We start from the raw sequence: 26264 nt of genomic DNA on the forward strand, positions 1-26264 counted from the left end.
GTGAGCCACGCGGAGGAGCGGCCGGGTAGCGTGGTGCGTCGTGCCGCGGTCCCAGCCAGCGGGCGCAGCCCCAGACGGTCGCTCGGGAGAGCCGTCGGGCCCGCCCCCCTCCACCGCAGCCCCCGACTTCGACGAGGTCTACCGCGCAGGTCGGCGCCGGCTGCTGCTGCAGGCCTACCTGCTCACCGGTGACCTGGCCGCCTCGCGCTCGGCGGTGCGCGACGCCTACGTCGCCGCCGCGCAGCGCTGGCGCACCGTCGGCGGTCTCGCCGACCCCGAGGAGTGGGTGCGCGCCCGCGCCTGGTCGCAGGCGCAGCGCCGCCACGTCGGCCGACGCCGCGACCGCGACCAGGGCGCCGACGACCACCAGTCCGCCGTGCTGCGGGCCGTGCTCTCGCTCCCCGACCGCTACCGGCGCACGCTGCTGCTGGTGCACCTGGCCGGGCTCGACCACGACGACGTCGCCCGCGAGCTCGGGCTGCCTCCCGCGCGGGTGGCCACCCTCCTCGAGCGGGCCCGCACCCGGCTGCGGCGCCGCGTCGACCTCCCGGCACCGGAGGCCGACGACGGGTCCGACCCGGCCGTGACCGACGCACTGCAGTCGCTGACCCCCCTGGTCGACGCCGTTGCCCTCCCTGCCGGCGAGCAGCTGCGGCTGCAGGGCTCGCGGCGCGCCCGGCGCCGCGTCGTCGCCGGGGTCGCGGCCGCCGTCGCGGTGACGCTGCTCGGCGGCTTCCTCGTCGTCCAGCCCGGCTCCGCCGACGAGAGCGTCCCCGCCGGGCCGGAGCCGCGCCCGGTCACCGCGGAGATGCTGCTGCGCGCCTCCGACGTCGCCTCGCTCGACCGGCAGCAGCGGTGGCGCGAGGTCGGCACCGGCGACAACACCGAGGGCGACGGCATCAACACGGTCTGCCAGTCGAGCCGCTTCGCCGATCCCGAGGGCGAGGGCACCCTGGTGCGCAGCTTCGCCTCGGCAGGACAGCCGCGGCGCACCCTGCTGCAGACCGTCGAGGTCTCGAGCACCGCCGCCGCCGCGCGGGCGGCGTACGCCACCACCCTGGGCTGGTTCGCCGGCTGCAGCGAGGCGCGGCTGCAGCTGCTCGACAGCTACCGGATCAACGGGCTGGGCGCCCGGGCCGAGGTGCTGCGGCTGCGGCTGCCCACCGAGGACGGCCGTCCCCGCAGCTACGTCGTCGGACTCACACGCAGCGACCGGGTCACCGTCTCGACCGTCGCCGAGACGCGGGGCGGCGCCTCGGTGCAGGTACGCCGCGCCGCGGCACTGCTGGAGCGCGGGGTCAAGCGGCTCTGCGAGTCCGACCCCGCCGGCACCTGCCCGGTGCGCACCGAGGTGCGCCGCGTGCTGCCGCCGCCCTCCGGCGAGGCCCCCGGCACCCTGGCCGCGACCGACCTGCCGCCCGTCGGACGGGTCAACCGTCCCTGGGTCGGGACCCGGCCGGCCCTCGCCCAGGCCGGCGACGCCGCCACCAGCTGCGACCGCACCCGCTTCCGCCGCTCCGGCGCCCCGCGGGCCACCTCCCGCACCTACGTCATCCCCCAGGCCGACCTGCCGCCGCGCTTCGGCGTCACGCAGACCGTCGGCACCTTCCGCGACGAGCGCCGCGCCCGGCAGCTGGTCGACGACGTCGTCGCCGCCATGGCCGCCTGCGAGGACGACGACCTCGCCGCCTCGGTCAGCCAGGAGCAGGAGGTGCGCGACGGCTTCCGCGGCTCCACCGTCGCGATCTGGCGGCTCGACCGCGAGCTCGAGGAGGACCGCAGCATCGGGTACTGGATGGGCGTCGCCCGCGTCGGCCGCCACGCCACGCAGGTGCTCTTCACACCCTCGGGGGACGCCGACATGGACCAGGACACCTTCCGCGCCGTGGTCAACCGCGCCCGCGACCGCCTGCTCGAGCTGCGGGCCGGCCGGTGAGCCGGCCCGGCTTCGCGCTGCCCGACGGCCTGGTCTACCTCGACGGCAACTCCCTGGGCGCCCTGCCGCACGGCGTCGCCGAGCGCGTGGCCGACGTGGTGCGCCACGAGTGGGGGCACGGCCTGATCCGGTCGTGGAACGACGCCGGCTGGCTCCACCTCGTCCGCCGCGTGGCCGACCGGATCGCGCCGCTGCTGGGCGTCGAGGGCCGCGACCTCCACCTCGGCGACAGCACCTCCGTCAGCCTCTTCAAGCTGCTCGTCGCCGCCGCCCGGCTGCGACCCGAGCGCCGGGTCCTCGTCGTGGAGCCCACGACCTTCCCGACCGACGGCTACGTCGCCGCGGGCGTCGCCGACCTGCTGGGCCTGGAGCTGCGCTGGTGCGACCCCGCCGACCCGCTGGCCGCCGTCGACGACGACGTCGCGGTGCTGTGCCTGACCCACGTCGACTTCCGCACCGGTGCGATGTTCGACCTGCCGGGCATCACGGCGGCGGCGCGCGAGCGCGGTGCGCTGGTGCTGTGGGACCTGTGCCACTCCGCGGGCGCCGTGCCCGTCGACCTGGAGGCGGCGGGCGCCGACCTCGCCGTCGGCTGCACCTACAAGTACCTCAACGGCGGCCCCGGCTCCCCCGCCTACCTCTGGGTGGCCCCGCGCCACCAGGAGGCGGCCCGCCAGCCGGTCACCGGCTGGTTCGGCCACGCCACGCCCTTCGCGATGGCGCGTGACTACGTGCCCCGTCCCGGCGTCGGGTCCTTCGCGTCCGGCACGCCGCCGGTGCTCGCGCTCTCCGCGCTGGAGGTCGCACTGGAGGCCTTCGAGGGCGTCGAGGTCGCCGAGCTGCGCCGCCGCTCGCTGGGGCTCACCGACCGCTTCGTCGCCGGCCTCGACCGGCTGGGCCTCGAGGTGGCCACCCCCCGCGACCACGCCCGTCGCGGCAGCCAGGTCTCGGTGCGCCACGAGCGCGCGTACGGCCTCGTCCAGGCACTGATCGCCCGCGACGTCGTCGGCGACTTCCGCGACCCCGACATCGCCCGCTTCGGCTTCGCGCCGCTCTACAACACCGCCGACGACGTCGACGTGGCCCTCGAGCGGCTCGCCCTCGTGCTCGAGCACGGCGAGCACCTCGACCCGGCGTACGACGAGCGCAACGCCGTCACCTGATCACCGCCAGAATCCCAGGTTCACCTGGGGAACTCGCTCTCCACACGCGTTGCAACGTGTGTGAGGTGCCGGTTTCCCAGGTGAACCTGGGAAACCGACACCGGACGCGACGCAGGCTCAGCCTCTGGCGCTCAAGATCTCCCGCATCAGCTGGGCGGTCTCCGACGGCGTCTTGCCGACCTTGACGCCCACGGCCTCGAGGGCCTCCTTCTTGGCCTGCGCGGTGCCCGAGGAGCCGGAGACGATGGCGCCGGCGTGGCCCATGGTCTTGCCCTCCGGGGCGGTGAACCCGGCGACGTAGCCGACGACCGGCTTGGTCACGTGGTCCTTGATGTACGCCGCGGCGCGCTCCTCGGCGTCGCCGCCGATCTCGCCGATCATCACGATGGCCTCGGTCTCCGGGTCGTTCTCGAAGGCCTCGAGCGCGTCGATGTGCGAGGTGCCGACGATCGGGTCGCCGCCGATGCCGATGGCGGTCGAGAAGCCGAAGTCCTTGAGCTCGTACATCATCTGGTAGGTCAGCGTGCCCGACTTGGAGACCAGGCCGATGGGACCCGTGCCGGCGATGGTGTGGGGCGTGATGCCCGCCAGCGACTCCCCGGGGGTGATGATGCCCGGGCAGTTGGGCCCGATCATCCGGGTGCTCTTGCCCTCGAGGTAGGCCCACACCTCAGCGGAGTCCTGCACCGGCACGCCCTCGGTGATGACGACGAGCAGGTCGATGCCCGCGTCGATCGCCTCCACGCAGGCGTCCTTGGTGAAGGCGGGCGGCACGAAGACGACCGACACGTTGGCGCCGGTCTCGGCCATCGCCTCCTTGACGCTGCCGAAGACGGGCAGCGTCTTGCCGCCCAGCTCGACCTCGGTGCCGGCCTTGCGGGCGTTGACGCCGCCCACGATGTCGCTGCCGGCCTCGACCATGAGGGTGGTGTGCTTCGAGCCCATGCCACCGGTCATGCCCTGGACGATGATCTTGGAGTTCTTGTCGAGGTAGATGCTCATTGTCTCTCTCCGCCCTCAGCCGTTCGCCAGCTCGGCGGCCTTGTCGGCCGCGCCGTCCATCGTGTCGACCTGCGTGACCAGCGGGTGGTCGAGCTCGTCGAGGATGGCCCGGCCCCGGTCGACGTTGTTGCCGTCGAGGCGCACGACCAGGGGCTTGGTGGCGGCGTCGCCGAGGATCTCCAGCGCGCCCTTGATGCCGCTGGCGACCTCGTCGCAGGAGGTGATGCCTCCGAAGACGTTGACGAAGACGCTCTTGACCTGCTCGTCGCCGAGGATGACGTCGAGCCCGTCGGCCATCACCTGGGCGTTGGCGCCGCCGCCGATGTCGAGGAAGTTGGCGGGCGTGACGCCGCCGTGACGCTCACCGGCGTACGCGACGACGTCGAGGGTCGACATGACCAGGCCCGCGCCGTTGCCGATGATCCCGACCTGGCCGTCGAGCTTGACGTAGTTGAGGCCCTTGTCCTTGGCCTTCGACTCCAGCGGGTCGGCCTCCTCGCGGATCTCGAAGGCCGCGTGGTCCTCGTGGCGGAACTCGGCGTTCTCGTCGAGCGAGACCTTGCCGTCGAGCGCCTCGAGCTTGTCGCCCTCGAGCCGCGCGAGCGGGTTGACCTCGACCAGCGTGGCGTCCTCCTCCACGAAGACGGCCCAGAGCCGCTGCACCATCTCGATCGCCTGGTCGCGCAGCTCGGCGGGGAAGCCGGCCTCGTCGACGATGGCCTCGGCCTTGGCGACGTCGACGCCGGTGGCGGGCGAGACCGGGATCTGCTTGACGGCGTCGGGGTTGGTCTTGGCGACCTCCTCGATCTCCACGCCGCCCTCGACCGAGGCGATGCACAGGTAGGACCGGTTGGACCGGTCGAGCAGGAAGGAGAAGTAGTACTCCTCCACCGGCGGCGTCGCCGGGGTCACCAGCACGCGGTTGACCGGCAGGTCCTTGATCGTCAGCGCGAGGATGTCGGTGGCGTGCTGGAAGGCCTCGTCAGGCGTCTTGGCGAGCTTGACGCCACCCGCCTTGCCCCGGCCACCGGCCTTCACCTGTGCCTTCACGACGGTGACGCCACCGATCTGCTCGGCAGCGGCGCGCGCCTCCTCGGCGGTCTCGACGACGACGCCGAGCGTCGTCGCCACACCATGCTTGGCGAAGAGCTCCTTCGCCTGGTACTCCATCAGGTCCACGGACGACCGCTCCTTGAAGGTCTCGACTGAGCTGTGTGCCGCGGGACCCGGATCGGTGCCGCCCCGGCGGCCTCGGCTGACCATAGACGGGTTCGCGAGGTTACCGCGACGTAGGGTGCCGCCATGATCGCGACCGAGACGCACGTCACAGGCTCGGGCACACCGCCGGTCACGCTCCGGGTGCGCGAGCACGGCCCCCGCACCGGAGCCCCGCACGTGCTGCTCCTGCACGGCTACCCCGACGACCAGACGCTGTGGGACGACGTGGTCGCGGCGCTCCCCCGCGACTGGCACGTGGTCACCGTCGACAACCGCGGCGCGGGTGGCTCGACGCGGCCGCCGGGCACGGCGGCGTACGCCGTGGGCGAGCTGGTGGAGGACGTCGCCGCGGTCGTCGCCGCCACGGTGCCCGCGGGCGAGCCCGTGCACCTGGTCGGGCACGACTGGGGCGCCGTGACCGGCTGGGAGGTCGTCGCGGCGGCCACCTGGGACCCGCGCTTCGACCAGCTGGCGTCGTACACCGCGGTCAGCGGCATCTGCCTCGACCACGTGCGCACGCGGGCGGCGACCTGGCGCGGGCGGCGCCAGCTGCTCCCCCAGGCGCTGCACTCCTGGTACGTCGCGCTCTTCTGCCTGCCGCGCCTGCCCGAGCTGCTGTGGCGCCGGGGCCAGTGGCTGCTGCGCCGCCTCGCGCGCCGCCTCGACCCGACCAGCGGCCTGCTCCCCTGGGGCCGCGGGCTCACGAGCGACGCCGTCGCGGGACTCGCGCTCTACCGGGCGCTGGCGCGCTCGCCGCGCGCGGCGGCGTACTGGCGCACCTCGCTGCCGGTGCTCGTCGTGCACGGCCGCCACGACGGCTTCCTGACGCTGCGCGCGCAGGAGGGCCTCGAGGCGCGCTGCCGTCGGCTGGTCCGCGTCGCTCTCGACACCGGCCACTGGGTGCCGCGCAGCGAGCCCGACGTCCTGGCCCGGCTGGTGCAGGACCACGTGGGCGCTGCTGCTGCGCCTACTGCTGCTGCGTCTCCAGCGCCTGCTCCTGCTCGCGCACCCAGGAGGTGATCTCGCCGGTGGTGGCGCCGGGGGTGAAGATCCGGGCGACGCCGAGCTCGGCGAGGGGCGCGAGGTCCTCCTCGGGCACGATGCCGCCACCGAAGACCACGATGTCGCCGGCCTCGCGCTCCGCCAGCAGCTCGGTCAGGCGGCGGAAGAGCGTCATGTGCGCGCCCGAGAGGACCGAGAGGCCGATCATGTCGGCGTCCTCCTGCAGCGCGGTCTCCACGATCTGCTCGGGCGTCTGGTGCAGACCGGTGTAGACGACCTCGTGGCCCGCGTCGCGCAGCGCCCGGGCGACCACCTTGGCGCCGCGGTCGTGCCCGTCGAGCCCCGGCTTGGCCACCACGATGCGCAGCATGCGCCGACCCTATCCCGGGTGAGGTTTGCGTCACACCGACGCCGGGCAGGCTGCGCTGCGTCCACAGCGGAGCTCGGGCTCGATTTGCGTCACGACGCTGCCTGGTTATGGTGGCTCGTCGGTCGGGGGGCGCACATGTGCACGACCTGACCATCCCCTGACACCTTCGAGGACGACTTCTCCATGGGCCATCACCGGGCAGACCACCGCGCCGTGCGCGGCCTCCCGTCGGCGACCCGCGCACCCGCGCAGCCCGGTCGCCACGCCGCCGTCCAGAGCGCCGTCGTACGCCCGCAGCGGGCCCGTACCCGGATCCTCGGCGCCGTACCCACACTTTTCGGGGTCGCCGTCCTGGCGGTCGCCGGCACCGGCGCCGTCGGCACCTCTCCGGGCAGCGACCTCCCCCGCGGCGTCTCCGCGACCGTCGCCTCCGCCCCCGCCGCCTCGTCGTCCGAGAGCCAGGCCGTCGAGGGCCAGGAGATCGTGATCGACCTCGAGGAGCGCGAGGCCGCGATCAGCCGCGACTCCCAGCGCCAGGCGCTGCAGGACGCCGCCGACGCCGAGCTGGTCGAGGCGGCCGAGGAGCAGGCGGTCGAGCGCAACGCGACGCTGAAGTCGCTGGCCAAGGCCACCGAGCAGCGCGCCAGCCAGCTCCGCGCCGACCAGTGGACGATCCCGACCTCCAACTACCGGCTGACCGCCCGCTTCGGCCAGTCCGGCGGCTACTGGTCGAGCAACCACACCGGCCTCGACTTCGCCGCCCCCTCCGGCACCCCGATCGTCTCCGTGGCCGCGGGCCAGGTGACCGAGACCGGCTACGACGGCTCCTACGGCAACAAGACCGTCGTGACGCTCACCGACGGCACCGAGATCTGGTACTGCCACCAGACCACCGTCGACGTGCAGGTCGGCCAGCAGGTCGGCTCGGGCCAGCAGATCGGCACCGTCGGCTCCACCGGCAACTCCACCGGCCCGCACCTCCACCTCGAGGTCCGCCCCGGCGGCGGCGACCCCGTCGACCCCTACCAGGCCCTCGTCGTCAACGGCCTCACCCCGTAGCCCCTCCCGCCCCCGCAGCGATGAGCTGACGGTCGAGCCTGTCGAGGCCCCGTACGCCGCCGGCTCACCAGGTCTCGAGACAGGCGCTGCGCGCCTTCCTCGACCACCCGGGTCACCGCTCCGTCGGTCGAGCCCGTCGAGACCCCGTACGCCGCTCACCCACCCGCGTTCTCCGGGTGGTCGAGGAGGTCGCGCAGCGACCGTCTCGAGACCCCCGCCGCCCGAGCAGAGAAGTTCTCCACAGACCGTAGAACACGCGTTCGATTGTCAGTGGCACGGCATAGAATCAGTCCATGGAGCCCAGCCCCTACCTCCCCGAGCGCCAGGTCCTCGACGTGCTCGTCGCGCCGGCTGCCGCGGCTGTGGGAGCTGATGTGCGCCGGCCGGATCGCGGTGTGGCGCGCCCGGGCGATCTCGCGGGAGACCCGCGACCTGTCCCTGGACGCCGCGCTGCACGCCGACCGGCTGCTCTGCGCCGTCCCGGACCGTCTCGACCAGCTCAGTGCCGTGGGCGCCGCGCGGCTGGTGCACGAGGCCCGGCTCCACGCCGACCCCGACCGCGCCCACGCCGACGAAGAAGCCGCGGCCGCGCGTCGTGGGGTGTGGCTGCAGCGCGACGGCCGCGCACCCGGGGTCACGGACGTTCACCTGACGCTCGACACCCCCGACGCGATCGCCTTCGACCACACCGTCGGACGACTGGCCGGCGAGCTCAAGGAGCTGGGTGACACCGACGCCCTCGACGTCCGCCGCGCCAAGGCCGTCGGCGTCCTCGCGGACCCGCAGCACGCGTTGGACCTGATGACCGGAGCAACGAGCGATGCCCAGCCCCGTACTGCCGGCATCGTCGACCTGAACGTCCACCTCACGCCGTCGGACCTCGAGGGAGACGGCGTGGCGGTCGTCGAGCGGCTCGGCGCGCTGTCGACCAACCTCTTCTCCGGCTGGCTCAGCCGCTGCGGCCTCGAGGGCGCCATCGTGAGGGTCCGACCCGTCATCGACCTCGCCGCGGACGCCTCGGTCGACCGCCACGACCCACCACCCGCGATGCGGGAGCAAGTTGTCCTGCGAGACGCGACCTGCGGCCCCGTCGGTCGAGCCTGTCGAGACCCCGCGCACCTGCGCATCCAACTGGGTCTCGAGACAGGCGCTGCGCGCCTTCCTCGACCACCCGGGGTCGGCCTGCGCGCCTTCCTCGACCACCCGGCGCACTGCCCTGTCGGTCGAGCCTGTCGAGACCCCTACGCCCAGGCACGTCGTCTCGGGCGGTCGAGGAGGTTGCGCAGCAACCGTCTCGAGACCCCCGCACCCAGCGCACCTCACCGGGTCTCGAGACAGGCGCTGAGCGCCTTCCTCGACCACCCGGGCCCTGTCGGTCGAGCCTGTCGAGACCCCTACGTCCCGGCACCACGTCTCGAGACCCCCGCACCCAGCGCACCTCACCGGGTCTCGAGACAGGCGCTGCGCGCCTTCCTCGACCACCCGGGGCCACGGCCATGTCGGTCGAGCCTGTCGAGACCCCTACGCCCAGGCACGTCGTCTCGGGTGGTCGAGGAGGTTGCGCAGCAACCGTCTCGAGACCCCGCACCCAGCGCACCTCACCGGGTCTCGAGACAGGCGCTGCGCGCCTTCCTCGACCACCCGGCGCCGACCTGCGCGCCTTCCTCGACCACCCGGGCCCTGTCGGTCGAGCCTGTCGAGACCCCTCCCCCAGGGGAGTCGTCTCGGGTGGGAGGGCTAGAGCTTCTCGACGGGGGCGTAGCGGAGCAGGAGGCGCTTGACGCCGTCGGTGCCGAAGTCGATGGAGGCGACGGCGTTGTCGGTGCCGGGGCCCTCGACGGCGACGACCGTGCCGAGGCCGAAGGAGTCGTGCTGGACGCGGTCGCCGGGCTCGAGGGCGGGGATGGGGCGGCTGGCCTTGGACTTGCTGGCGGCGTCGCGGCGGGCGGTGGCGGTGCCGAAGCGCTGCGTCGGGGAGCCCTGCCGCGAGTAGCCGAGCTGCGGCCGGCTCCACGAGGTCATCTCCTCCGCGGTACGCCGCCAGTCGACCAGGTCGGCGGGCACCTCGTCGAGGAAGCGGGAGGCGGGGTTGTGCGAGGGGGCGCCCCAGGCCGAGCGGACGACGGCGCGCGAGAGGTAGAGCCGCTCGCGGGCGCGGGTGAGGCCGACGTAGGCCAGACGGCGCTCCTCCTCCAGCTCGGGCTTGTCGCCGAGCGAGCGGGAGTGGGGGAAGACGCCGTCCTCGAGGCCGGTGAGGAAGACGACGGGGAACTCCAGCCCCTTGGCGGTGTGCAGCGTCATCAGCGTGACCATGCCGGGGTCGGGCAGGGCCTCGCCGGCCTCGTCGTCGGTGGGCGCGTCGGGGATCTGGTCGGCGTCGGCGACCAGGGCGACCCGCTCCAGGAAGTCGGAGAGTCCCGGGGGCCCGAGGTCCGGGTCGGCCGGGTCGGCGGAGGGCCCGACGACGGGGTCGTCGGCGAACTCGCGGGCGACAGCGACGAGCTCGGCGAGGTTGTCGACGCGGGTCTCGTCCTGCGGGTCCTCGGAGGCCTCGAGCTCGGCCAGGTAGCCGCTGCGGGTCAGCGCCTGCTCGAGCACGACGTCGACCCGCTCCCCCGCCTCGACCATCTGCTGCAGCTCCTCGATGACCCGGACGAAGCCGCGGATCGCGTTGAGCGACCGGCTGGCGAGCCCGGGGGCGTCCTCGGCCCGCTGCAGCGCCTCCCAGAAGGTGATCCGGTCGCGCGAGGCGAGCGCCTCGATGCACGCCTCGGCGCGCTCGCCGATGCCGCGCTTGGGCGTGTTGAGGATCCGTCGCAGCGACACCGAGTCGGCGGGGTTGGCCAGCGTCCGCAGGTAGGCGACGGCGTCGCGCACCTCGCGCCGCTCGTAGAAGCGGACGCCGCCCACCACGCGGTAGGGCAGCCCGACCCGGATGAAGACCTCCTCGAAGACGCGCGACTGCGCGTTGGTGCGGTAGAAGACCGCGACGTCGCCGGCGCGGACGCCGTGCTCGTCGGTGAGCTTGTCGACCTCCTCGGCGACGAAGCGCGCCTCGTCGTGCTCGTCGTCGGCGACGTAGCCGACGATCTGGGCGCCCTGGCCGGAGTCGGTCCACAGGTTCTTGGGCTTGCGTCCCTCGTTGCGACCGATCACGGTGTTGGCCGCGGTGAGGATGGTCTGCGTGGAGCGGTAGTTCTGCTCCAGCAGCACGGTGCGGGCGTCGGGGAAGTCGGCCTCGAAGTCGTTGATGTTGCGGATGTTGGCGCCGCGGAAGGCGTAGATCGACTGGTCGGCGTCGCCCACGACCATCAGCTCGGCGGGCGGCACCGCCTCGGTCGACCCGTCGTCGCCCTCCTCCATGGCCTGCCCGCACAGCTCGTAGACCAGGGCGTACTGCGCGTGGTTGGTGTCCTGGTACTCGTCGACCAGGACGTGGCGGAAGCGGCGCCGCCAGGTCTCGCGCACCGCCGGGAAGGCCCGGAAGAGGAAGACGGTAGTGGTGAGCAGGTCGTCGAAGTCGAGCGCGTTGGCCTGGCGCAGCCGCCGCTGGTACTCGGCGTACGCCGCCGCGAAGGTCTCCTCCTGGTGGTTCTCCGCCGCGGCCTTGGCGTCGTCGGGGTCGACCAGCTCGTTCTTCTGCGTGCTGACCCAGTTGAGGACCGCGCGCGGCGGGAAGCGCTTCTGGTCGAGCTCGAGGTCGCGGCAGACCAGGGTCATCAGCCGCTTGGAGTCGGCGGCGTCGTAGATCGTGAAGGTCGACTTGAAGCCGAGCTTGTCGATCTCCTTGCGCAGGATGCGCACGCACGCGGAGTGGAAGGTGCTCACCCACATGATCCGGGCGCGAGCCCCGACCAGCTCCTCGACGCGCTCGCGCATCTCGGCCGCCGCCTTGTTGGTGAAGGTGATGGCGAGGATCGACCCCGGGTGCGCGCCGCGCTCGGAGACCAGCCAGGCGATGCGGCGCGTCAGCACGCGGGTCTTGCCCGAGCCCGCGCCGGCCACGACGAGCAGTGGCGGACCCTCGTGCACGACCGCCTCGCGCTGCGGCTCGTTGAGGCCCTCGAGCAGCTGCTCGCGGCTCGGACGGCCGCGGCGCGCCGACCCGCTCCCGTCGCCCGAGGAGGACGGGGACTCCGGCTGGTCGGTCGGGAGTCCGGGGAGGGGGAACTGCGCAGTCATGTCACCGCCCACCGTAGTCGCGGGCTCCGTCAATCCCGCGGCGGGCTCTTCGGCCGGGTGGGACGATGCGGGGGTGACCTCGACGGGGCCCTCGGGCGGGCGCGACCGCACCCGCCGTGCCCGCGACGAGCGCGGCGCCGGGGGCCTGCGCAACGTGCTGGTCACGCTGCTCACCGTCGGCGTGGTCGCCGGGCTCGCGCTCTTCGTCCCCGGCCTGCTGCCACCGGTGCTGCGCACCCCGCTGAGCGAGCCGGTGGGCCAGCCGCCCCCTGCCGACGCGGGCGGCGCCCCCGACACCCCGGTGGTGCGCACCGACGACGGCGGCACCTACCGCTTCGCCGCCGTGCAGCGCGGCTCCGAGGAGCCGGTCACCTACAGCAGCTGCGAGCCGATCGCGGTCGAGGTCAACGTGCAGGGCGCCCCGGAGCCGGAGTCGGCGCTGCGCATGGTGCTCGACGGCATGGACCGGATCAGCGAGGCCACCGGCCTGGTGCTGGAGTACGCCGGCCCCTCCGACCGGCGGCCGGAGTGGGAGCGCGGCGAGTTCACCGTGCCCCAGGACGAGCTCGACGACCCGCCGCCGGTGCTGGTCTCCTTCGCCGACGCAGCCGAGGTGCCGCAGCTCCAGGGGCAGGTGGCCGGCATCGCCGGCAGCGTCGTGGTCGCGCAGGGCGGCGTACGGCGCTACCTGACCGGGCAGGTCACGCTCGACACCGAGAGCTTCGGCGACCTCGCCGCGCGCCGCGACGGCGACGAGGTGGCGGCCGCGATCACGCTGCACGAGCTGGGGCACCTCGTCGGCCTCGACCACGTCGACGACAGCGACGAGCTGATGCACGCCGTCACGACCGACCAGCGCGACTTCGGCCCCGGTGACCGCGAGGGCCTCCGCCGGCTCGGCGGAGGCCCCTGCTGAGCGGTCGGTCTCAGCGCACCGCCGCGGGCTGCGGGGCGCGCTCCCGATCGGTCTCGACCTCGTCGAGGTGCGCGTAGTAGTCGCGCGGCGAGCCGTCGCGCCGCAGCGTCCCCATCAGCCGGACACCGGCCTGCTCGACGGTGCGCGACGAGAGCCACGCGAGCGCCACGGTCGGGACCGCCACGAGCACGGCCGTGACCACGAACCACAGACCCAGGCGCGGCTCGGGAAGCAGCCCCCAGTGGCCCAGCAGCCGCATCACCGGCTCGTGGATCAGGTAGACGCCGTAGCCGAAGGTGCCGACCCAGGTGAGCCGCGGCAGGTCGAGCGACCGCGGCCACGGGCCGTCGTGCAGCACGATCGAGGCCAGCGCGACCGCGACGGCCAGCGCGTACAGCGGGTTCCACCACTCGGTCATCACGGTGCCGTGCGGGCGGGTGAGCACCAGGACCACCAGGGCGAGCACGCCGGCGACCGCCAGCGCGCCGCGAGCGCGGCTGCCGAGCCGGACGCCGGTCGCGACCAGCACGGCCAGCCCGGTGCCCACCCCGAAGCACGCGGCGCGCGACATCGGGGAGAAGAGCACCGACCAGTTGTCGGTGGCCACGCCGCTGGTCGTCATCCAGACCAGGTAGGCCAGGCCCCCGACGGTCAGCGCCACGGGCAGCGAGAGCACCGCGGCGAGCCGGGCGCGGTCGCCCTCCCAGCGGCGTACGGCGCGCTGCACCAGCGGCACCGTGAGCGCCATCAGCGCGTAGAAGTGGAACTCCACGGCGAGCGACCAGGCCGGCCCGGCCGTCCAGAAGATGTAGTCGTCGCTGTAGACGTGGGTGAAGGTCAGGTGCATCACCAGGTCCTGCCAGTGACCCGGCAGCGAGGGGTTGGTGAAGGCCCAGACCACCAGCACCACCGTCAGGTAGAGCGGCAGCAGCCGCGCCACCCGGCGGAAGAGCAGCACCCACCCGGGGCGCTCGGTGTCGCCGCGGAGCGCCGCCTTCGCGACGGGCAGCCACAGCACGAAGCCGGACAGCACGAAGAACATCTCGACGAAGAGCGCGGTGCCGAGCATCGCCTGGTGCGCGACGCCGGACCAGGGCCACTCCCAGGTGGGCTCGGTGCGCTGGTGCTGGTAGGCGTGGAAGGTCACCACGGCGAGCGCGGCGAGGCCGCGCAGCCAGGCGAGCGGGTAGACGGTGCGACCCGCGGTCGAGGCTGACGGGGTCGGGGTGACGGGTGCGGTCGTCATGCGACCTCCTCGGCGTCGGGGGTGCGGTCGGGGCTGGAGCTGGCGCCGGCGTTGCGGGGCGTGACCACCCACTGGTGCTCGCCGCGCAGCTGCTTGAGGTGCGCCATCCGGACGATGAGGTTCTTCCACTCGGTGTAGAAGAAGAGGTTGAGCACCGCGGCCTGGACGAACCAGCGCCGGTGGCGGCGTACCTCCGGCACCGCGAGGCGGTAGGCCAGGGCGGTCTGGAGCGGACCCGAGGCCAGGATGAAGAGGGTGGCCAGGGCGAAGACCGGCGAGCTCATGTCGAGGCCGCCGTCGCGCCAGACCAGGAAGCCGAGCAGCGGCCAAGCCAGCACGGCCAGCCAGGCGTAGAGCTCGCGGAAGCCCAGCAGGTACGACGCGCCGAGCTTCTGCCGCAGCGAGACCTGCGGGGAGCGCAGCGCCGGCAGCAGGTGCCGCAGCGAGACCTGGAACCAGCCCTGCGACCAGCGCATCCGCTGGCTCCACAGGGAGCGCAGGTTGTCGGGCGCGAGCTCGCGGCTGAGCAGCCCGGGGTCGTTGACGATCGTGCCGCCGGCCTGCAGCACCCGCATCGAGGCCTCGATGTCCTCGGTGAGGAAGGAGCCGCGCAGCCGGACCTGGGCGAGCGCCTCAGCGCGCCAGTAGCCGTTGGATCCGCCGAAGACGCCGAAGCCGTGCAGCGCGGCGCGACCGGGGTGGCACACGGCGTAGATCTGCTCGAACTCGACCGCCACGAGGCGCGTCAGCCAGTTCTGCGCGCCGTTGCGCACCACGCAGTGGCCCTGGACCACGTCGGCGTCGTCCGCCAGCCAGCGCCAGGCGCGCTCGAAGGCCCCCGGCATCGGGTGGTGGTCGGCGTCGAAGATGCCGATGATCTCGCCCTCGGCGACGCGCAGCGCGGCGTTGACGTTCTGCGCCTTGGAGGTGGAGTCCTCGACGTTGATCACCACGAGGTCGTCGTGCCGCTGCGCCAGCAGGCGCAGCCGCTCCTCGACCGCCAGCGGCGTCGGGGTGTTGTAGGCCAGCACGACCTGCAGCCCGCCGGAGTACTCCTGGTCGAGGAAGACCTGCAGCGTCTCCTCGATGGTGTCGCACTCGTTGGGCAGGTACGCCGCGATCACGGCGGAGGCGCGGGGTGCCGGGCGGGTGGGCGGCGCGGGCAGGGCCGGCGGCTCCAGCGCGCGGAAGCCCTCGGCCCAGATGAGCGCCGCGGTGGTGCCGAAGGCCGCGACCAGCCCCCAGTAGAGCCACGACGACACGTCGAGGCCGACCTGGTGCAGCAGCACGAGGGCGACGAAGGGCAGCAGCAGGCTGCCCAGGGTGGCCCAGACCACCTGGCGCGAGAAGGACCAGCGGGTGATGCGGCGGCTCGAGGACTCGCCGTCGAAGCCCAGCGGCTGCAGGTCGCGCTGGCGCACGGACTCGCGCGCGGCGCCGTCGGCGTGCTCCAGGGCGGTCTCGGGGTCGCGCTTGCGCTTCAGCGTGGCCCAGCCGACGCCGAGGTCGAGCACGCCGGCGTGGAAGCCGAGCCGGTCGAAGGCCTCGACGGTGTGGTAGGCCACCTGCTGCAGCCGCATCGGCCGCGCGCCGCGGTCCTCGTGCTGCAGCCGCAGCAGCAGCCGGCCGTCGTCGGTGACGGCGACGACCTCGTCGGGGCCGAGGTGGCGGGTGAGCGCCTCGGCGGCCTCGGCGGCGACGTCGCGCGGCGCGCGGGCGTAGGCCGTCATGTCGTGCCCGGGCTCGGCCCAGGCGGGGACGATCACCGCGACGATCTCGCGGCGCAGCGACATCCGGGGCGCGGCCGCGAGGACGTCCTCGACGGTGCCGACGCGGCCGATGCGTGGCGTGGTGGGTCGGACAAGGGACAGTGACACGTCAGATCCTCTGGTCGGGTGTACGACGAGCGAAGTGGGCGCACTGCGTGAGGCGCGGGGTCGGTGACGACCTGACAGCCCGGACCGGGCTGTTTGCTTGAAGGCACAACCGTGCCGAGATCGGGCCGGATCCTCAACTCTGATGGGGGTGTTCTGCCTCACGAGACGGTCGTCACGTGGTCGCCGTCACCGGGCGGGAGGCACCCGCGGGAGGGTCAGGAGCGCTCGCGGACCCGCCGCTGCTGCCCGTGGGTGACGCCGATCAGGCGGGGGCCGGCGAGCCGGTGCTCGAGCCTGCTCTCGATGCGGCGGGCGTTGCGCTTGAGCGGCTGGGCGACGTACTCCCCCAGGATCACGCCGGCCGACAGCGCGATGGTGGTGGCCGCGGCGGCGGAGAGCTGCAGGATGCCCATGGTGTCGCCGTCGGCCATGTAGGACAGCCCGCGGAAGAGCGTCAGGCCCGGGAGCAGCGGCACCAGGGCCGGCACCAGCACCACCAGCGGCGGCACCCGCACCCGACCCGCGACGCCGTAGCTGACCACGCCGATGACGACCGCCGCCGCACCGGCGGCCCACGGCTGGGTGTCGCTGGGCTGGTAGACGGCGAGGTAGGCCAGCAGTCCGCCGGTCGTGCTCGCCGCGACGGCGGGGAGCGCGCGGAGCGGTGCGTAGCAGGTGATCGCGAAGGCGCAGGCGGCGACGATGCCGGCCAGCAGCACCACGGGCGGGGCCGCGAGCTCGATGCGTCCGGGTCGCACGCCGAGCAGGCTCACCCCCAGCGGCGGCGCGAGCGCGAGCCCGGCCGAGACCCCGGCGATCAGCCCGGCCGTGGAGAGCAGCGCCTCGATGATGCGGGCGGCGGAGGTGAGGTAGAAGCCCGTGAGCGCGTCCTGCACCGCCCCGAGGAAGCCGATGCCGGCCAGCAGCATCACGATGTTGGCCGTGATCACCAGTGAGGTGCTCACGTCGATGCCGAGCCGCTCGCCCCCGGCGTCGGTCAGCAGCGCCAGCACCGTGGCGACGAGGCCTCCCGCCGCCTGCTGGTAGAACATCGGCCACCGCTCGCGGTTGAGGTAGCGCATCAGCACCGTGATGACCATGCCCGCGAGCGTCGCGGCGCCGACCACGACCAGGTCGCCGTCGAGCAGCGCCGAGACCGACCCGCCCACGACGCCCGCGACGACCACCGCCGCCCAGGCCGGCAGGTAGTGGCCGGTGGAGTTCAGCCACGCGATCCGGCTGCGGGCCTCGGCGATGTCGATGCGGTCGCGCAGGAGGTCGTTGACCAGCCCCTGCACGCGCGTCAGGTCGTCGTAGTCGAGGTCGCGCTGCGGCACCGTGCGCGAGAGCAGCAGCGGCGGCTCGTCCGGGTCGATCTGGTAGCCCATCCGCAGCGCGGTGAAGGTGACGTCGACGTCGGCCTGCCGCAGCCCGGCGTGCTCGGTGATGGCGAGCATGGTGGCGGTCACGTCGGCCGCGCCCGCGCCCGACGAGAGCAGGATCTCACCCACTCGCAGTGCCAGGTCCAGGACCTTGTAGGCCTCGCGCACCTCGCTCACGCCGCCATGGTGGAGCCGCCCCGAGGGCGGGCGCAAACCGGTGTGGCCCGGCTCAGATCCAGCCCATCCGGCGGGCGGTGGCGACCGCCTCGTGGCGGTTGGCGGCACCGAGCTTGGAGGCGGCGCTGGAGAGGTAGTTGCGCACGGTGCCGGGCGAGAGGTGCACCCGTGAGGCGACCGACTCGACGGGCGCGCCGTCGCTCGCCGCCTCCAGCACGTCGGCCTCGCGCGGGGTGAGCGGCGAGTCGCCGGCGGCGATCGCCTCGGCGGCGAGCTCGGGGTCGACGTGCCGTCCGCCGGCGTGCACCGTGCGCACCACCGACGCCAGGGTGTGGGCCGAGGTGGTCTTGGGCAGGAAGCCGCGGACCCCGACCGCCAGGGCACGCTTGAGGTGGCCGGGCCGGCCGTGGCTGGTCACGATCATGACCGCGCACCCGGGCAGCTCGCGGTGCAGGAGCTCGGCCACCTCGAGCCCGTCGCGGCCCGGCATCTGCAGGTCGAGCACCGCCACGTCGGGCCGGTGCACCCGCGCCGCGGCGACCGCCTGGTCTCCGGTCGCGGCCTCGGCCACGACCGCGAGGTCGTCCTCGAGGTCGAGCATCTGGGCCAGCGCCCCGCGGATCAGGTTCTCGTCGTCGGCGAGCAGCACCCGGATCGGCCCGCCGTCGGACCGGCCGGCGGGGCTCACCGGTCCCCCTCCCCCGGGCCGGTGCCCGCCAGGGCGAGCCGCACCTCGAAGCCCCCGTCGGCCCGCGGCCCGGAGTGCAGCCGGGCGCCGAGCGGGGCCAGGTCGTCGCGCAGGGTCGCCAGCCCGCTGCCGTCGCCCGCGGCGACGCTGCCGGCGCTGCCGTCGTCGACGACGACGACCGAGCGCTCGGCGTAGCGGATCCGGACCCGGCGGGCGTCGGAGTGGCGCAGCACGTTGGTCACCGCCTCGCGGACCACCCGGGCCGCCGGCTCGTGCCAGGCGTCGGGCAGCCCGCTCAGGTCGGCGTCGGCGTCGATGCCCGCCGAGCGCAGCAGCGACACGGCGCCCTCCAGCTCCTGCTCGAGGTCGAGCGGTCGGTAGCCGCGCGCCAGCTCGCGCGCCTCCCGCAGCGCCTCGTGCGCGGTGGCGCGCACCTCGAGGATCTTCTCGGCGGTGCGCGGGTCACCGCGGCGCGACAGCGTGGCGGCGAGCTCGGACTGCACCGCGATCACCGAGAGCTGCCGGCCCAGGACGTCGTGGACGTCGCGGGAGAAGCGCAGCCGCTCCTCGGCCACGGCCAGGGCGGCCTGGCTGCCGCGGGCCCGGTCGAGCTCGATGATCACGCGCAGCAGCCACAGCGAGCTCATGACGGTGAAGGCGAAGAAGAGGACGACGCCGCCGACGTAGGCGGTCAGGAAGACCGACCCGGTGGCCACGTAGGCGCCCGCGACGCCGAGGACGACGGCCGCCCAGCGCAGCCGCCGGTCGTCGACGGCGCCCGCGGCCCAGCCCAGGCTGCCCGCCCCGATCATGACCAGGGTGGTGGCCGCCTGCGCCCCGAGCGAGGTGGCCCAGGCGACGAGGCCGAGGTGCACGGCCACCAGCGACCCAAGGAGCGACCACGGCAGCCGACCCGTGCCCGGCGGCTCCGGGCCGCGCGTCGCGGCCCGGACGACGACCGTGACGAGCACGCCGCACAGCAGCACCGCGGCGAGCACCCCGACGACGCCGGACGTGGTGCGGAGCAGCGCCGCCGACGACAGCGCGGCCATCGCGAGCAGGAACCACGCGACGACGTAGAGGCTGCCGCGGGTGTAGAGCTCGACCCGCTCCACGTCGGAGCGACCGGTCCACCCCGGGAGGCCCGGCAGCAGCGTGCCGGCCTCTCGGGCGGACCGGTCGACGACGGCGGAGGACCGGCTCACGACGCTCATCCTTCCAGCACCTGCGTCCCGGCGTCGCTCCCGCGCGCGACTCCCGAGCCGTCGACCGGCCCCGTGACGCGGTCAGGCACGGGGCTCCCAGCGCAGCGAGCGGCGGGCGACCACCACGGCGAGCAGCGCCCAGACGGCCAGCGCACCGAGGCTCGGAGCCGCCTCGACCCAGGTCTCGACGAAGGACATGCCGGGCTCGCTCCCGGCGCGCTCCTGGCCGAACCAGCTGATCCGCAGCAGCAGCTCGACGGCGGCGCCGGGCGTCAGCTCCACCCACGGCTGGGCGGCGCTCGGGAGCAGGGGCACCACGAAGCCGACGGTCGACAGGGCGATCACGGGCGCGCTGGTCAGCTGCGCCGACTCCGCCGTCTGGGTCCAGCTGGCGGTCCAGATCGCGAAGGCCGCGAAGGTGCCGATCGCCAGCAGCACGGCGAGCAGGAGCAGCAGCGGGTTGGTCGGCATCGGCAGTCCGAGCACGGCGGCCAGCACGACCGAGGCGACCGCGACCACGAGGGTCACCGCCGCACCCGGGAGGGCCATCGAGGTGATCAGCTCGCCGTCGCGGACCTCGCCGGTGCGCAGCCGCTTGAGCACCAGCTCGTCGCGCCGGGTGACGAACATCGAGAGCAGGTTGTAGTAGCCGGGGAAGACCAGCGCGAAGAGCAGCGCCGCGGCAATCGCCCCGGCGCTGGGGTCGATGTTGGCGTTCTGCCCGCCGCGTGTGCCGACGACCAGGAGCACCAGCGGCAGCGCGGGCATCAGGAAGGCGTAGAGCAGGGTGGTGCGGTTGCGCACCATCAGGGTCCAGTTGACCCGGCCCAGCAGGACGGTACGGCGCAGCGAGGTGCGCCAGCCGTCGCGCGCCGGTGCAGCGGAGGTGGTGGTCGTGGTCACGCTCATCGGGAGGTCTCCTGCGGCTCGTCGTGGGTCTCGGGCTTCTCGTGATGGTCGCCGGCCAGGTCGAGGAAGACCGACTCCAGGCTCGCGGTGCGGGCACTGAGCCGGTCCAGCCGTACGCCACCCTGCCGCGCGGTCACCAGCAGCTCGGTCAGCGCGGGCTGCAGGTCGTCGACGCGCAGCACGGTCAGCTCGCCGTCGGTGCTGACCTCGCCCGTGGGCAGCGAGAGCTGCTCGGCCGGTGTGCGGAAGGAGATCTGCGACGGCGCGGCCGCCACGATCTCGGCGACCGTGCCCTCGACCGCGATCTCGCCGGCCCGCATGATCGACACCTTGTCGGCGAGCGACTCGGCCTCGTCGAGGTAGTGCGTCGTGACCAGGACGGTCGCGCCCTGCTCCCGCAGCTCGCGCACCAGCCGCCACACCTGGCGGCGGCTCTCGGGGTCCAGACCCGTGGTGGGCTCGTCGAGCATCACCAGCTCGGGACGACCCGAGAGGGAGCAGGCGAGGTCGACGCGGCGGTGCTCGCCGCCGGAGAGCCCCCGCATCCTGGTGTCGGCCTTGGCGGTCAGGGAGAGCAGCTCGAGCAGCTCGTCGACCGGCCGCGGGTCGGTGACCGTGGCGGTCCACATCTCCAGCGTCTCCCGCACGGTCAGGTCGCCCACGAAGCCGCTGCGCTGCAGCAGGACGCCGGTGCGGCGGCGTACCTCACGACGCTGGCGCACCGGGTCGAGCCCCAGCACGCGGACCTCGCCGGCGGTGGCCGTGGCGAGGCCCTCGATCACCTCCAGGGTGGAGGTCTTGCCCGCGCCGTTGACTCCGAGCAGCGCGTGGATGCTGCCGCGCGCCACCTCGAGGTCGATGCCGCGGACGGCCTCGAAGGCGGTCGAGCCGCTGCCGTAGCGTCGGCGCAGGCCCCGCACGGAGACGGCGGGCCCCTGGGGAGGCGGGCTGGTCAGGGTCGGGGAGGCGGTCGCGTCGGGCGCCCCGGAAGTCGTCTGCTCCATGCGTCCAGCCTGGCCCGTCGGGAGCGGACCGGGTAGTGCGCGCCGTCACGGGTCGGCGTGAGGCCGGCACCGTCGGGGCGTGACATGTGTCAGGTCCAGACGGAGGTCCTGACGGAGGTCCAGACGGAGACGGTGGTGACGCCGGGCGCTGTGCCGGCAGCGTGGCCCCACCACCGCCTCCTGCTGGAGCGGACGCGCGTCCCCCGGGCCACGACGCAGGCTCCGCCGTCGCCACGATCCCCCCGTCGACGCGCGTCGACAGGTCCATTGCAGCAAGGCAGGGCGCGGCGCCGCGGTCGATCGCCGGAAGTGGGAGCAGGTGGACTAGGACGAATTACGAGCCGTGCTCGGCGGTGTCCGGCTCACCGGGGACGAGCCGCTCGGCACGCTCGACGGCGGCGCGCAGCCGGGCCGCCAGCTCGGGGTCGAAGGCCCCGGCCGGGGCGCGCCAGCCCCAGTTGCCGTCGCGCAGGCCGGGGGTGTTCATCCGCGCGGCGGCGCCGAGCCCGAGCACGTCCTGGGCGGGGACGACGCACAGCCGCGCCGTCGAGCCCAGCGCCAGCTCGACCAGCGCCCACGGCATCGCGCCCTCGCCGGCGCGCTCGCGCACCCGGCGACGGGTGTCGTCGTCGGCGGCCTCCCACCACCCGAGGGTGGTGTCGTTGTCGTGGGTGCCGGTGTAGACGACGCTCTCGACGCCGTGGCTCTCCGGGAGGTGGGTGTTGCGGGGGTCGCCGTCGAAGGCGAACTGCAGCACCTTCATGCCGGGCAGCCCGGCCTGCAGCCGCAGCGCGTCGACCTCCTCGGTGATCACGCCGAGGTCCTCGGCGACCAGCGTGCCCTCCCCCGCGGTCTCGACGAGTGCGTCGAGCACGGCGCGCCCGGGACCCGGCACCCAGTGGCCGTCGCGCGCGGTCGGCGCGTCGACGGGCACGTGCCAGGCGGCCTCGAAGCCGCGGAAGTGGTCGATGCGCACCAGGTCGAAGAGCTCGCGCTGCCGGGCGATCCGACCCCGCCACCAGGCGTAGTCGTCGGCCGCCATGGCGTCCCAGTCGTAGTGCGGGTTGTTCCACCGCTGTCCGTCGGCCGCGAAGTAGTCGGGCGGCACGCCCGTGACGGTGGTGGGGCGTCCCTCGGCGTCGAGCCGGAAGACCCGCCGGTCGGCCCACACGTCGGCGCTGTCGGGGGCGACGAAGATGGGCAGGTCGCCGAAGAGCAGCACCCCGCGGGAGGCGGCGTACGTCGTCAGCGCGCGCCACTGCTCGTCGAGCACCCACTGCTCCAGGCGCACCTCGGCGAGCCGGTCCTCGGCGCCGGCCAGCGCCTGCGCCACCGCCTCCGGGTCGCGGTCGCGCAGCCCCGGCTCCCAGTCGAGCCAGGTGCGGCCGGGCCGCTGCTCGCGCAGCACGGTGAACTCGGCGTACGGCTCGAGCCAGTGGGCCTGGCGCTCGCACCAGGCGTCGTGCTGGACGCGCTGGTCGAGGTCGAGGTCGGCGAGCCGCTCCTGGCCGTGGGCGCGGCGGCGTCCAGGGTCGACCAGGCCGGGGTCGAGCGCCATGGCCGAGAGCGCGTTGTAGGGCGAGCGCTCGTCCTCGTGCACGGGCACCAGCGGCAGCACCTGCCACACGGTGCAGCCGGCGTCGGCCAGGAAGTCGACGAAGGCGTAGGCGTCGTCGCCGAGGTCGCCGCCGGGCAGCGAGGTCACGTGCAGCAGCACCCCCGCGCGACGGACGGCGAGCGGGGCGGGGGCGTCAGGCATGGTGCCGAGCCTAGGCGGGCGCCGGCCCCGGGCCGGGCGGTGGTGACGTCACCCACACTGAGTTGCACTCACAAGAGCAACAGTGCAACATTGCACTCTGTGAGCGAGAGTGCATTGACGACGCGGGAGGCCCGCCGGCAGGCGACCGTGCACCGCATCGTCGTCGCGGCCCGCCGCCTCGCCGTCGAGCACGGCCTCGACGGCTTCACCATGGACGACCTCGCCGCCGCGACGGGCGTCTCGCGCCGCACGCTCTTCAACCACGTGCCGAGCAAGGACGACGCCGTGCTCGGCCCGCTGCCCGAGATCCCGGCCGACGCGCTCGCCACCTTCGTCGCGGGCGGGCCCCACGGCAACCTCGTCGACGACCTCGTGGCCGTCGTCGTCCGCCTCCTGCGCGAGCGACCCGAGTCGCCGGAGGAGGTCGCCCTGGGGCAGGCGGCGCTCAAGGCCGACGCCAAGCTGCTCCAGCGCGCCCTGCACCAGATGCAGGAGGTCGTGGAGGCCTGCATCGGCTTCGTCGAGGAGCGCGAGGGCGCGGCCTTCGACCGCTTCCGCTTCGACGTCGCCCTGGCCGTGGTGGTCGCCAGCCTGCACCTGGCCATGGACCGCTACCTGACCGGCGAGCACGGCGACGACCTCGTCCCCGTGCTGCACGACACCATCCGGACCACCCGCGACCTGCTCGCCTGAGCCGTCGCCCACCACCCACCAGAGGACCACCATGGCTTCGCTGCTGTCCCGACTCGGCTCCTTCGCCCACCGCCGCTGGCAGGTCGTCGTCGCCGCCTGGCTGCTCGCGATCATCGGCGCCGCCGCCCTCGCCGGAGCCGTGAGCAAGCCGATGGTCGACACCTTCACCATCCCCGGCATCCCCTCGCTGCAGGCCCAGGAGCTGCAGCAGGAGCTCTTCCCCGACACCCCGGACGCGCAGGACCAGGCGACGGTGACGGTCGTGGTCGCCGCGCCGGAGGGCGAGTCGCTGCGCGGCGACGCCTACGCGGCCAAGGTCGACGACCTCGTCGCGCGCCTCCAGCAGCTGCCGCAGACGACGCCGGACGACCCCGCGATCGCCAACCCCGTGCGCGTCGCCGACCGGCAGTACGAGCAGGCCGTGCAGGGCGCCGTCGAGGCCGGCCAGCCGCGCGAGGTCGCCGAGGCCAACGCCCAGGAGCTGCTGCCGCTCTCCGAGGACGGCCGCGTCGGCACCATCAGCTTCGACCTCGACGTCGCCTCCGTCGCCGACGTCGAGGAGTCGACCCGCGAGGCCCTCGTCGACGACCTGGAGCAGACCCGGCTCGACGGCCTCGTGGCCGAGATGGGCGGCAGCGCGATGCAGGCCGTGCCCGAGGTGGGCGGCACGAGCGAGCTCGTCGGCATCGGCGTGGCCGCGGTGGTGCTGGTGATCACCTTCGGCTCGCTGGTCGCCGCCGGCCTCCCGATCCTGACCGGGCTGGTCGCGGTCGGCCTCGGCCTGCTGGGCATCAGCGTCGCCACCGCCTTCACCACGATCGGCACCACCACCCCGATCCTCGCCACCATGATCGGCCTGGCGGTCGGCATCGACTACACGCTCTTCATCCTCTCCCGCTACCGCGCCGAGCTCGCACGCCAGGGCGACGGCTCGCCGGAGGCACGGCGTCGCGCCATGGGCCACGCGGTCGGCACGGCAGGCTCCGCCGTCGTCTTCGCCGGCCTGACCGTGCTCATCGCGCTGGGCGCCCTCAGCCTGGTCGGGATCCCCTTCCTCACCAGCATGGGCCTCGCCGCCGCCGGCACCGTCCTGATGGCGGTGCTGGTCGCCCTGACCCTGCTCCCCGCCGTGGTCGGCATGCTCGGCGGCAAGGCCTTCGGCGGTCGCGTGCGCCGCCACGTCGACCCCCGCTACGCTCAGGGCCGACCCGTCAACAACGGCCTCCGCTGGGCCCGCTTCGTGGGCCGCGCCCCCGTGGCCGTGGCGCTCGTGGCCGTGCTCGGCCTCGGCGCGCTGGCCCTGCCCGCAGCCGGGGTGCAGCTCTCGCTGCCCACCGACTCGACGGCCGCGAGCGACACCACGCAGCGCCAGGCCTCCGAGCTGCGCTCCGACGCCTTCGGGCCGGGGCGCGAGGGTCCGCTCCTCGTCGTCGTCGACGGCCGCGACCTGCCCGACGCCGAGGCCCGCAACGCGGCGTACGGCGAGGTGGCGGCGTGGGCCGCCGGGCTCGACGACGTGCGCAACGCGCAGGTGGTCGGCGTGGCCGACGACGCGGCCGGGGCCCAGGTGCTGGTCACCCCCGAGTCGGGTCCCGCCGACCAGCGCACCCTCGACCTGCTCGAGACGATGCGCGCCGACCAGTCGCAGGTCGAGGCCGACACCGGCACCACGCTCGGCGTCACCGGCCAGACCGCCATCCAGACCGACGTCTCCGCCCAGCTGACCGACGCCCTGCCGGTCTACCTCGCGGTCGTCGTGGGCCTCGCCTTCGTGCTGCTCATGCTGGTCTTCCGCTCCCTGCTGGTGCCGCTGACGGCCACGCTCGGCTTCCTGCTCTCGGTGCTCGCCACGCTGGGCGCGACCGTCGCGGTCTTCCAGGAGGGGGCGCTCGGCCTGGTCGAGGGCCAGCCGCTGGTCAGCTTCATGCCGATCATCGTCATCGGCATCGTCTTCGGGCTCGCGATGGACTACCAGGTCTTCCTGGTGACGCGGATGCGCGAGGCCTACGTGCACGGCGTCCCGGCGCGCGAGGCGGTGATGGACGGCTTCCGCAGCAGCGCCCGCGTGGTCACCGCCGCCGCCACCATCATGATCTCGGTCTTCGCCGCCTTCATCCTGCTCGACGACCCGCTGGTGAAGTCGATCGGCTTCGCGCTCGCCACGGCGGTGCTGCTCGACGCCTTCGTGGTGCGGATGGCGCTGATCCCGGCCGTGATGTTCCTGATGGGCGACAAGGCGTGGTGGCTCCCCCGCTGGCTCGACCGGCTGCTGCCCGACCTCGACGTCGAGGGCGAGTCGCTGGAGCGCGGCGACGACGCCCGCGCCGACTCGGGGGTCCGGGAGCCCGCCCACGCCTGATCCGAGGCTCGGGGGGCGAGAGGGGACGGCCACGAGGCCGTCCCCTCTCGGTGCGTCGTCGCCGGGCGTGACCTGACCGGCCCCAGCGACTAGGGTGCCGTCGTCCGGCCACCGTCG

20 protein-coding genes are annotated in these 26264 nt (G+C 74.0%); 7 read left to right on the forward strand and 13 right to left on the reverse strand.

All coding sequences use genetic code 11. The features are described 5' to 3' along the window. Positions 1 to 40: 40 nt before the first annotated feature. Positions 41 to 1936 carry a sigma factor-like helix-turn-helix DNA-binding protein gene (locus IG63_RS23330; RefSeq protein WP_036195583.1) on the forward strand — a complete coding sequence of 632 codons (1896 nt, stop codon included), beginning with the start codon at positions 41 to 43 and terminating at the stop codon, positions 1934 to 1936. Beyond that, positions 1933 to 3099, forward strand: a complete 1167-nt coding sequence (kynU, locus tag IG63_RS0114485) for a kynureninase (RefSeq protein ID WP_051706860.1) — start codon at positions 1933 to 1935, stop codon at positions 3097 to 3099. The genes IG63_RS23330 and kynU overlap by 4 nt, the downstream gene beginning before the upstream one ends. A 117-nt stretch (positions 3100 to 3216) precedes the next feature. On the opposite strand, the gene sucD is transcribed toward kynU, so the two are convergent. Both sucD and sucC read right to left on the reverse strand, forming a co-directional pair. After that, the gene (gene sucD / locus IG63_RS0114490; protein ID WP_030485071.1) at positions 3217 to 4101 is read right to left on the reverse strand and encodes a succinate--CoA ligase subunit alpha; all 885 of its coding nucleotides are present in this window, start codon (positions 4099 to 4101) and stop codon (positions 3217 to 3219) included. Positions 4102 to 4116: 15 nt separating this feature from the next. Continuing rightward, the gene (sucC, locus tag IG63_RS0114495) at positions 4117 to 5280 is read right to left on the reverse strand and encodes an ADP-forming succinate--CoA ligase subunit beta (RefSeq protein ID WP_030485072.1); all 1164 of its coding nucleotides are present in this window, start codon (positions 5278 to 5280) and stop codon (positions 4117 to 4119) included. Between the two features lie 123 nt (positions 5281 to 5403). Between sucC and IG63_RS0114500 the strand changes: the two genes are divergently transcribed. Next, a complete protein-coding gene (locus IG63_RS0114500; RefSeq protein WP_051706862.1) occupies positions 5404 to 6339 on the forward strand; it encodes an alpha/beta fold hydrolase in 936 nt (311 codons plus the stop codon). Here the strand turns inward: IG63_RS0114500 and IG63_RS0114505 are convergent. Then, the gene (locus IG63_RS0114505) at positions 6287 to 6691 is read right to left on the reverse strand and encodes a cobalamin B12-binding domain-containing protein (RefSeq protein ID WP_030485074.1); all 405 of its coding nucleotides are present in this window, start codon (positions 6689 to 6691) and stop codon (positions 6287 to 6289) included. The genes IG63_RS0114500 and IG63_RS0114505 overlap by 53 nt on opposite strands. Before the next feature lie 183 nt (positions 6692 to 6874). Between IG63_RS0114505 and IG63_RS21645 the strand changes: the two genes are divergently transcribed. Further along, positions 6875 to 7750: a M23 family metallopeptidase gene (locus tag IG63_RS21645; RefSeq protein WP_051706863.1), complete on the forward strand. Its 876-nt coding sequence runs from the start codon at positions 6875 to 6877 to the stop codon at positions 7748 to 7750. 267 nt (positions 7751 to 8017) lie between these two features. Here IG63_RS21645 and IG63_RS0114515 read toward each other — a convergent pair whose 3' ends face one another. Together IG63_RS0114515 and pcrA are read right to left on the reverse strand one after the other, a co-directional pair. Continuing rightward, the gene (locus IG63_RS0114515) at positions 8018 to 8962 is read right to left on the reverse strand and encodes a hypothetical protein (protein WP_030485076.1); all 945 of its coding nucleotides are present in this window, start codon (positions 8960 to 8962) and stop codon (positions 8018 to 8020) included. 525 nt (positions 8963 to 9487) lie between these two features. Next, positions 9488 to 11932 (reverse strand): DNA helicase PcrA, encoded by a 2445-nt coding sequence (gene pcrA, locus IG63_RS0114520; RefSeq protein WP_051706865.1) that lies wholly within the window; start codon positions 11930 to 11932, stop codon positions 9488 to 9490. 73 nt (positions 11933 to 12005) lie between these two features. Here pcrA and IG63_RS21650 point away from each other — a divergent pair, with 73 nt between their 5' ends. After that, entirely contained in the window at positions 12006 to 12848 is an 843-nt protein-coding gene (locus IG63_RS21650; protein ID WP_051706866.1) for a matrixin family metalloprotease, read from the forward strand. A gap of 10 nt (positions 12849 to 12858) precedes the next feature. Here the strand turns inward: IG63_RS21650 and IG63_RS0114530 are convergent, their stop codons facing one another. The 8 genes from IG63_RS0114530 to malQ form a co-directional block, all read right to left on the reverse strand. Then, complete coding sequence (locus tag IG63_RS0114530; protein WP_051706868.1) at positions 12859 to 14094, reverse strand: acyltransferase family protein; 1236 nt, start codon at positions 14092 to 14094, stop codon at positions 12859 to 12861. Further along, positions 14091 to 15971 carry a glycosyltransferase family 2 protein gene (locus tag IG63_RS0114535; RefSeq protein WP_051706870.1) on the reverse strand — a complete coding sequence of 627 codons (1881 nt, stop codon included), beginning with the start codon at positions 15969 to 15971 and terminating at the stop codon, positions 14091 to 14093. Before IG63_RS0114535 ends, IG63_RS0114530 begins: the two co-directional genes overlap by 4 nt. Positions 15972 to 16186: 215 nt before the next feature. After that, the gene (locus IG63_RS0114540; protein WP_051706871.1) at positions 16187 to 17530 is read right to left on the reverse strand and encodes a threonine/serine exporter family protein; all 1344 of its coding nucleotides are present in this window, start codon (positions 17528 to 17530) and stop codon (positions 16187 to 16189) included. Positions 17531 to 17582: 52 nt separating this feature from the next. Next, complete coding sequence (locus IG63_RS0114545) at positions 17583 to 18218, reverse strand: response regulator transcription factor (protein WP_030485082.1); 636 nt, start codon at positions 18216 to 18218, stop codon at positions 17583 to 17585. Further along, the gene (locus IG63_RS0114550; protein WP_169741802.1) at positions 18215 to 19423 is read right to left on the reverse strand and encodes a sensor histidine kinase; all 1209 of its coding nucleotides are present in this window, start codon (positions 19421 to 19423) and stop codon (positions 18215 to 18217) included. The genes IG63_RS0114545 and IG63_RS0114550 overlap by 4 nt, the downstream gene beginning before the upstream one ends. A gap of 81 nt (positions 19424 to 19504) precedes the next feature. Then, positions 19505 to 20332, reverse strand: a complete 828-nt coding sequence (locus IG63_RS0114555) for an ABC transporter permease (RefSeq protein ID WP_051706875.1) — start codon at positions 20330 to 20332, stop codon at positions 19505 to 19507. Beyond that, the gene (locus IG63_RS0114560; protein ID WP_084597185.1) at positions 20329 to 21336 is read right to left on the reverse strand and encodes an ABC transporter ATP-binding protein; all 1008 of its coding nucleotides are present in this window, start codon (positions 21334 to 21336) and stop codon (positions 20329 to 20331) included. Before IG63_RS0114560 ends, IG63_RS0114555 begins: the two co-directional genes overlap by 4 nt. Positions 21337 to 21670: 334 nt before the next feature. Next, entirely contained in the window at positions 21671 to 23095 is a 1425-nt protein-coding gene (gene malQ, locus IG63_RS0114565) for a 4-alpha-glucanotransferase (RefSeq protein WP_030485086.1), read from the reverse strand. A gap of 99 nt (positions 23096 to 23194) precedes the next feature. Here malQ and IG63_RS21655 point away from each other — a divergent pair, with 99 nt between their 5' ends. Beyond that, positions 23195 to 23788: a TetR/AcrR family transcriptional regulator gene (locus IG63_RS21655; RefSeq protein WP_169741803.1), complete on the forward strand. Its 594-nt coding sequence runs from the start codon at positions 23195 to 23197 to the stop codon at positions 23786 to 23788. A gap of 31 nt (positions 23789 to 23819) precedes the next feature. Next, entirely contained in the window at positions 23820 to 26147 is a 2328-nt protein-coding gene (locus IG63_RS0114575) for an MMPL family transporter (protein WP_030485088.1), read from the forward strand. The last annotated feature ends 117 nt before the right edge of the window (positions 26148 to 26264 follow it).

The sequence above is a fragment of the Nocardioides aequoreus genome (genome assembly GCF_000720335.1).
Classification (GTDB): domain Bacteria; phylum Actinomycetota; class Actinomycetes; order Propionibacteriales; family Nocardioidaceae; genus Marmoricola; species Marmoricola aequoreus.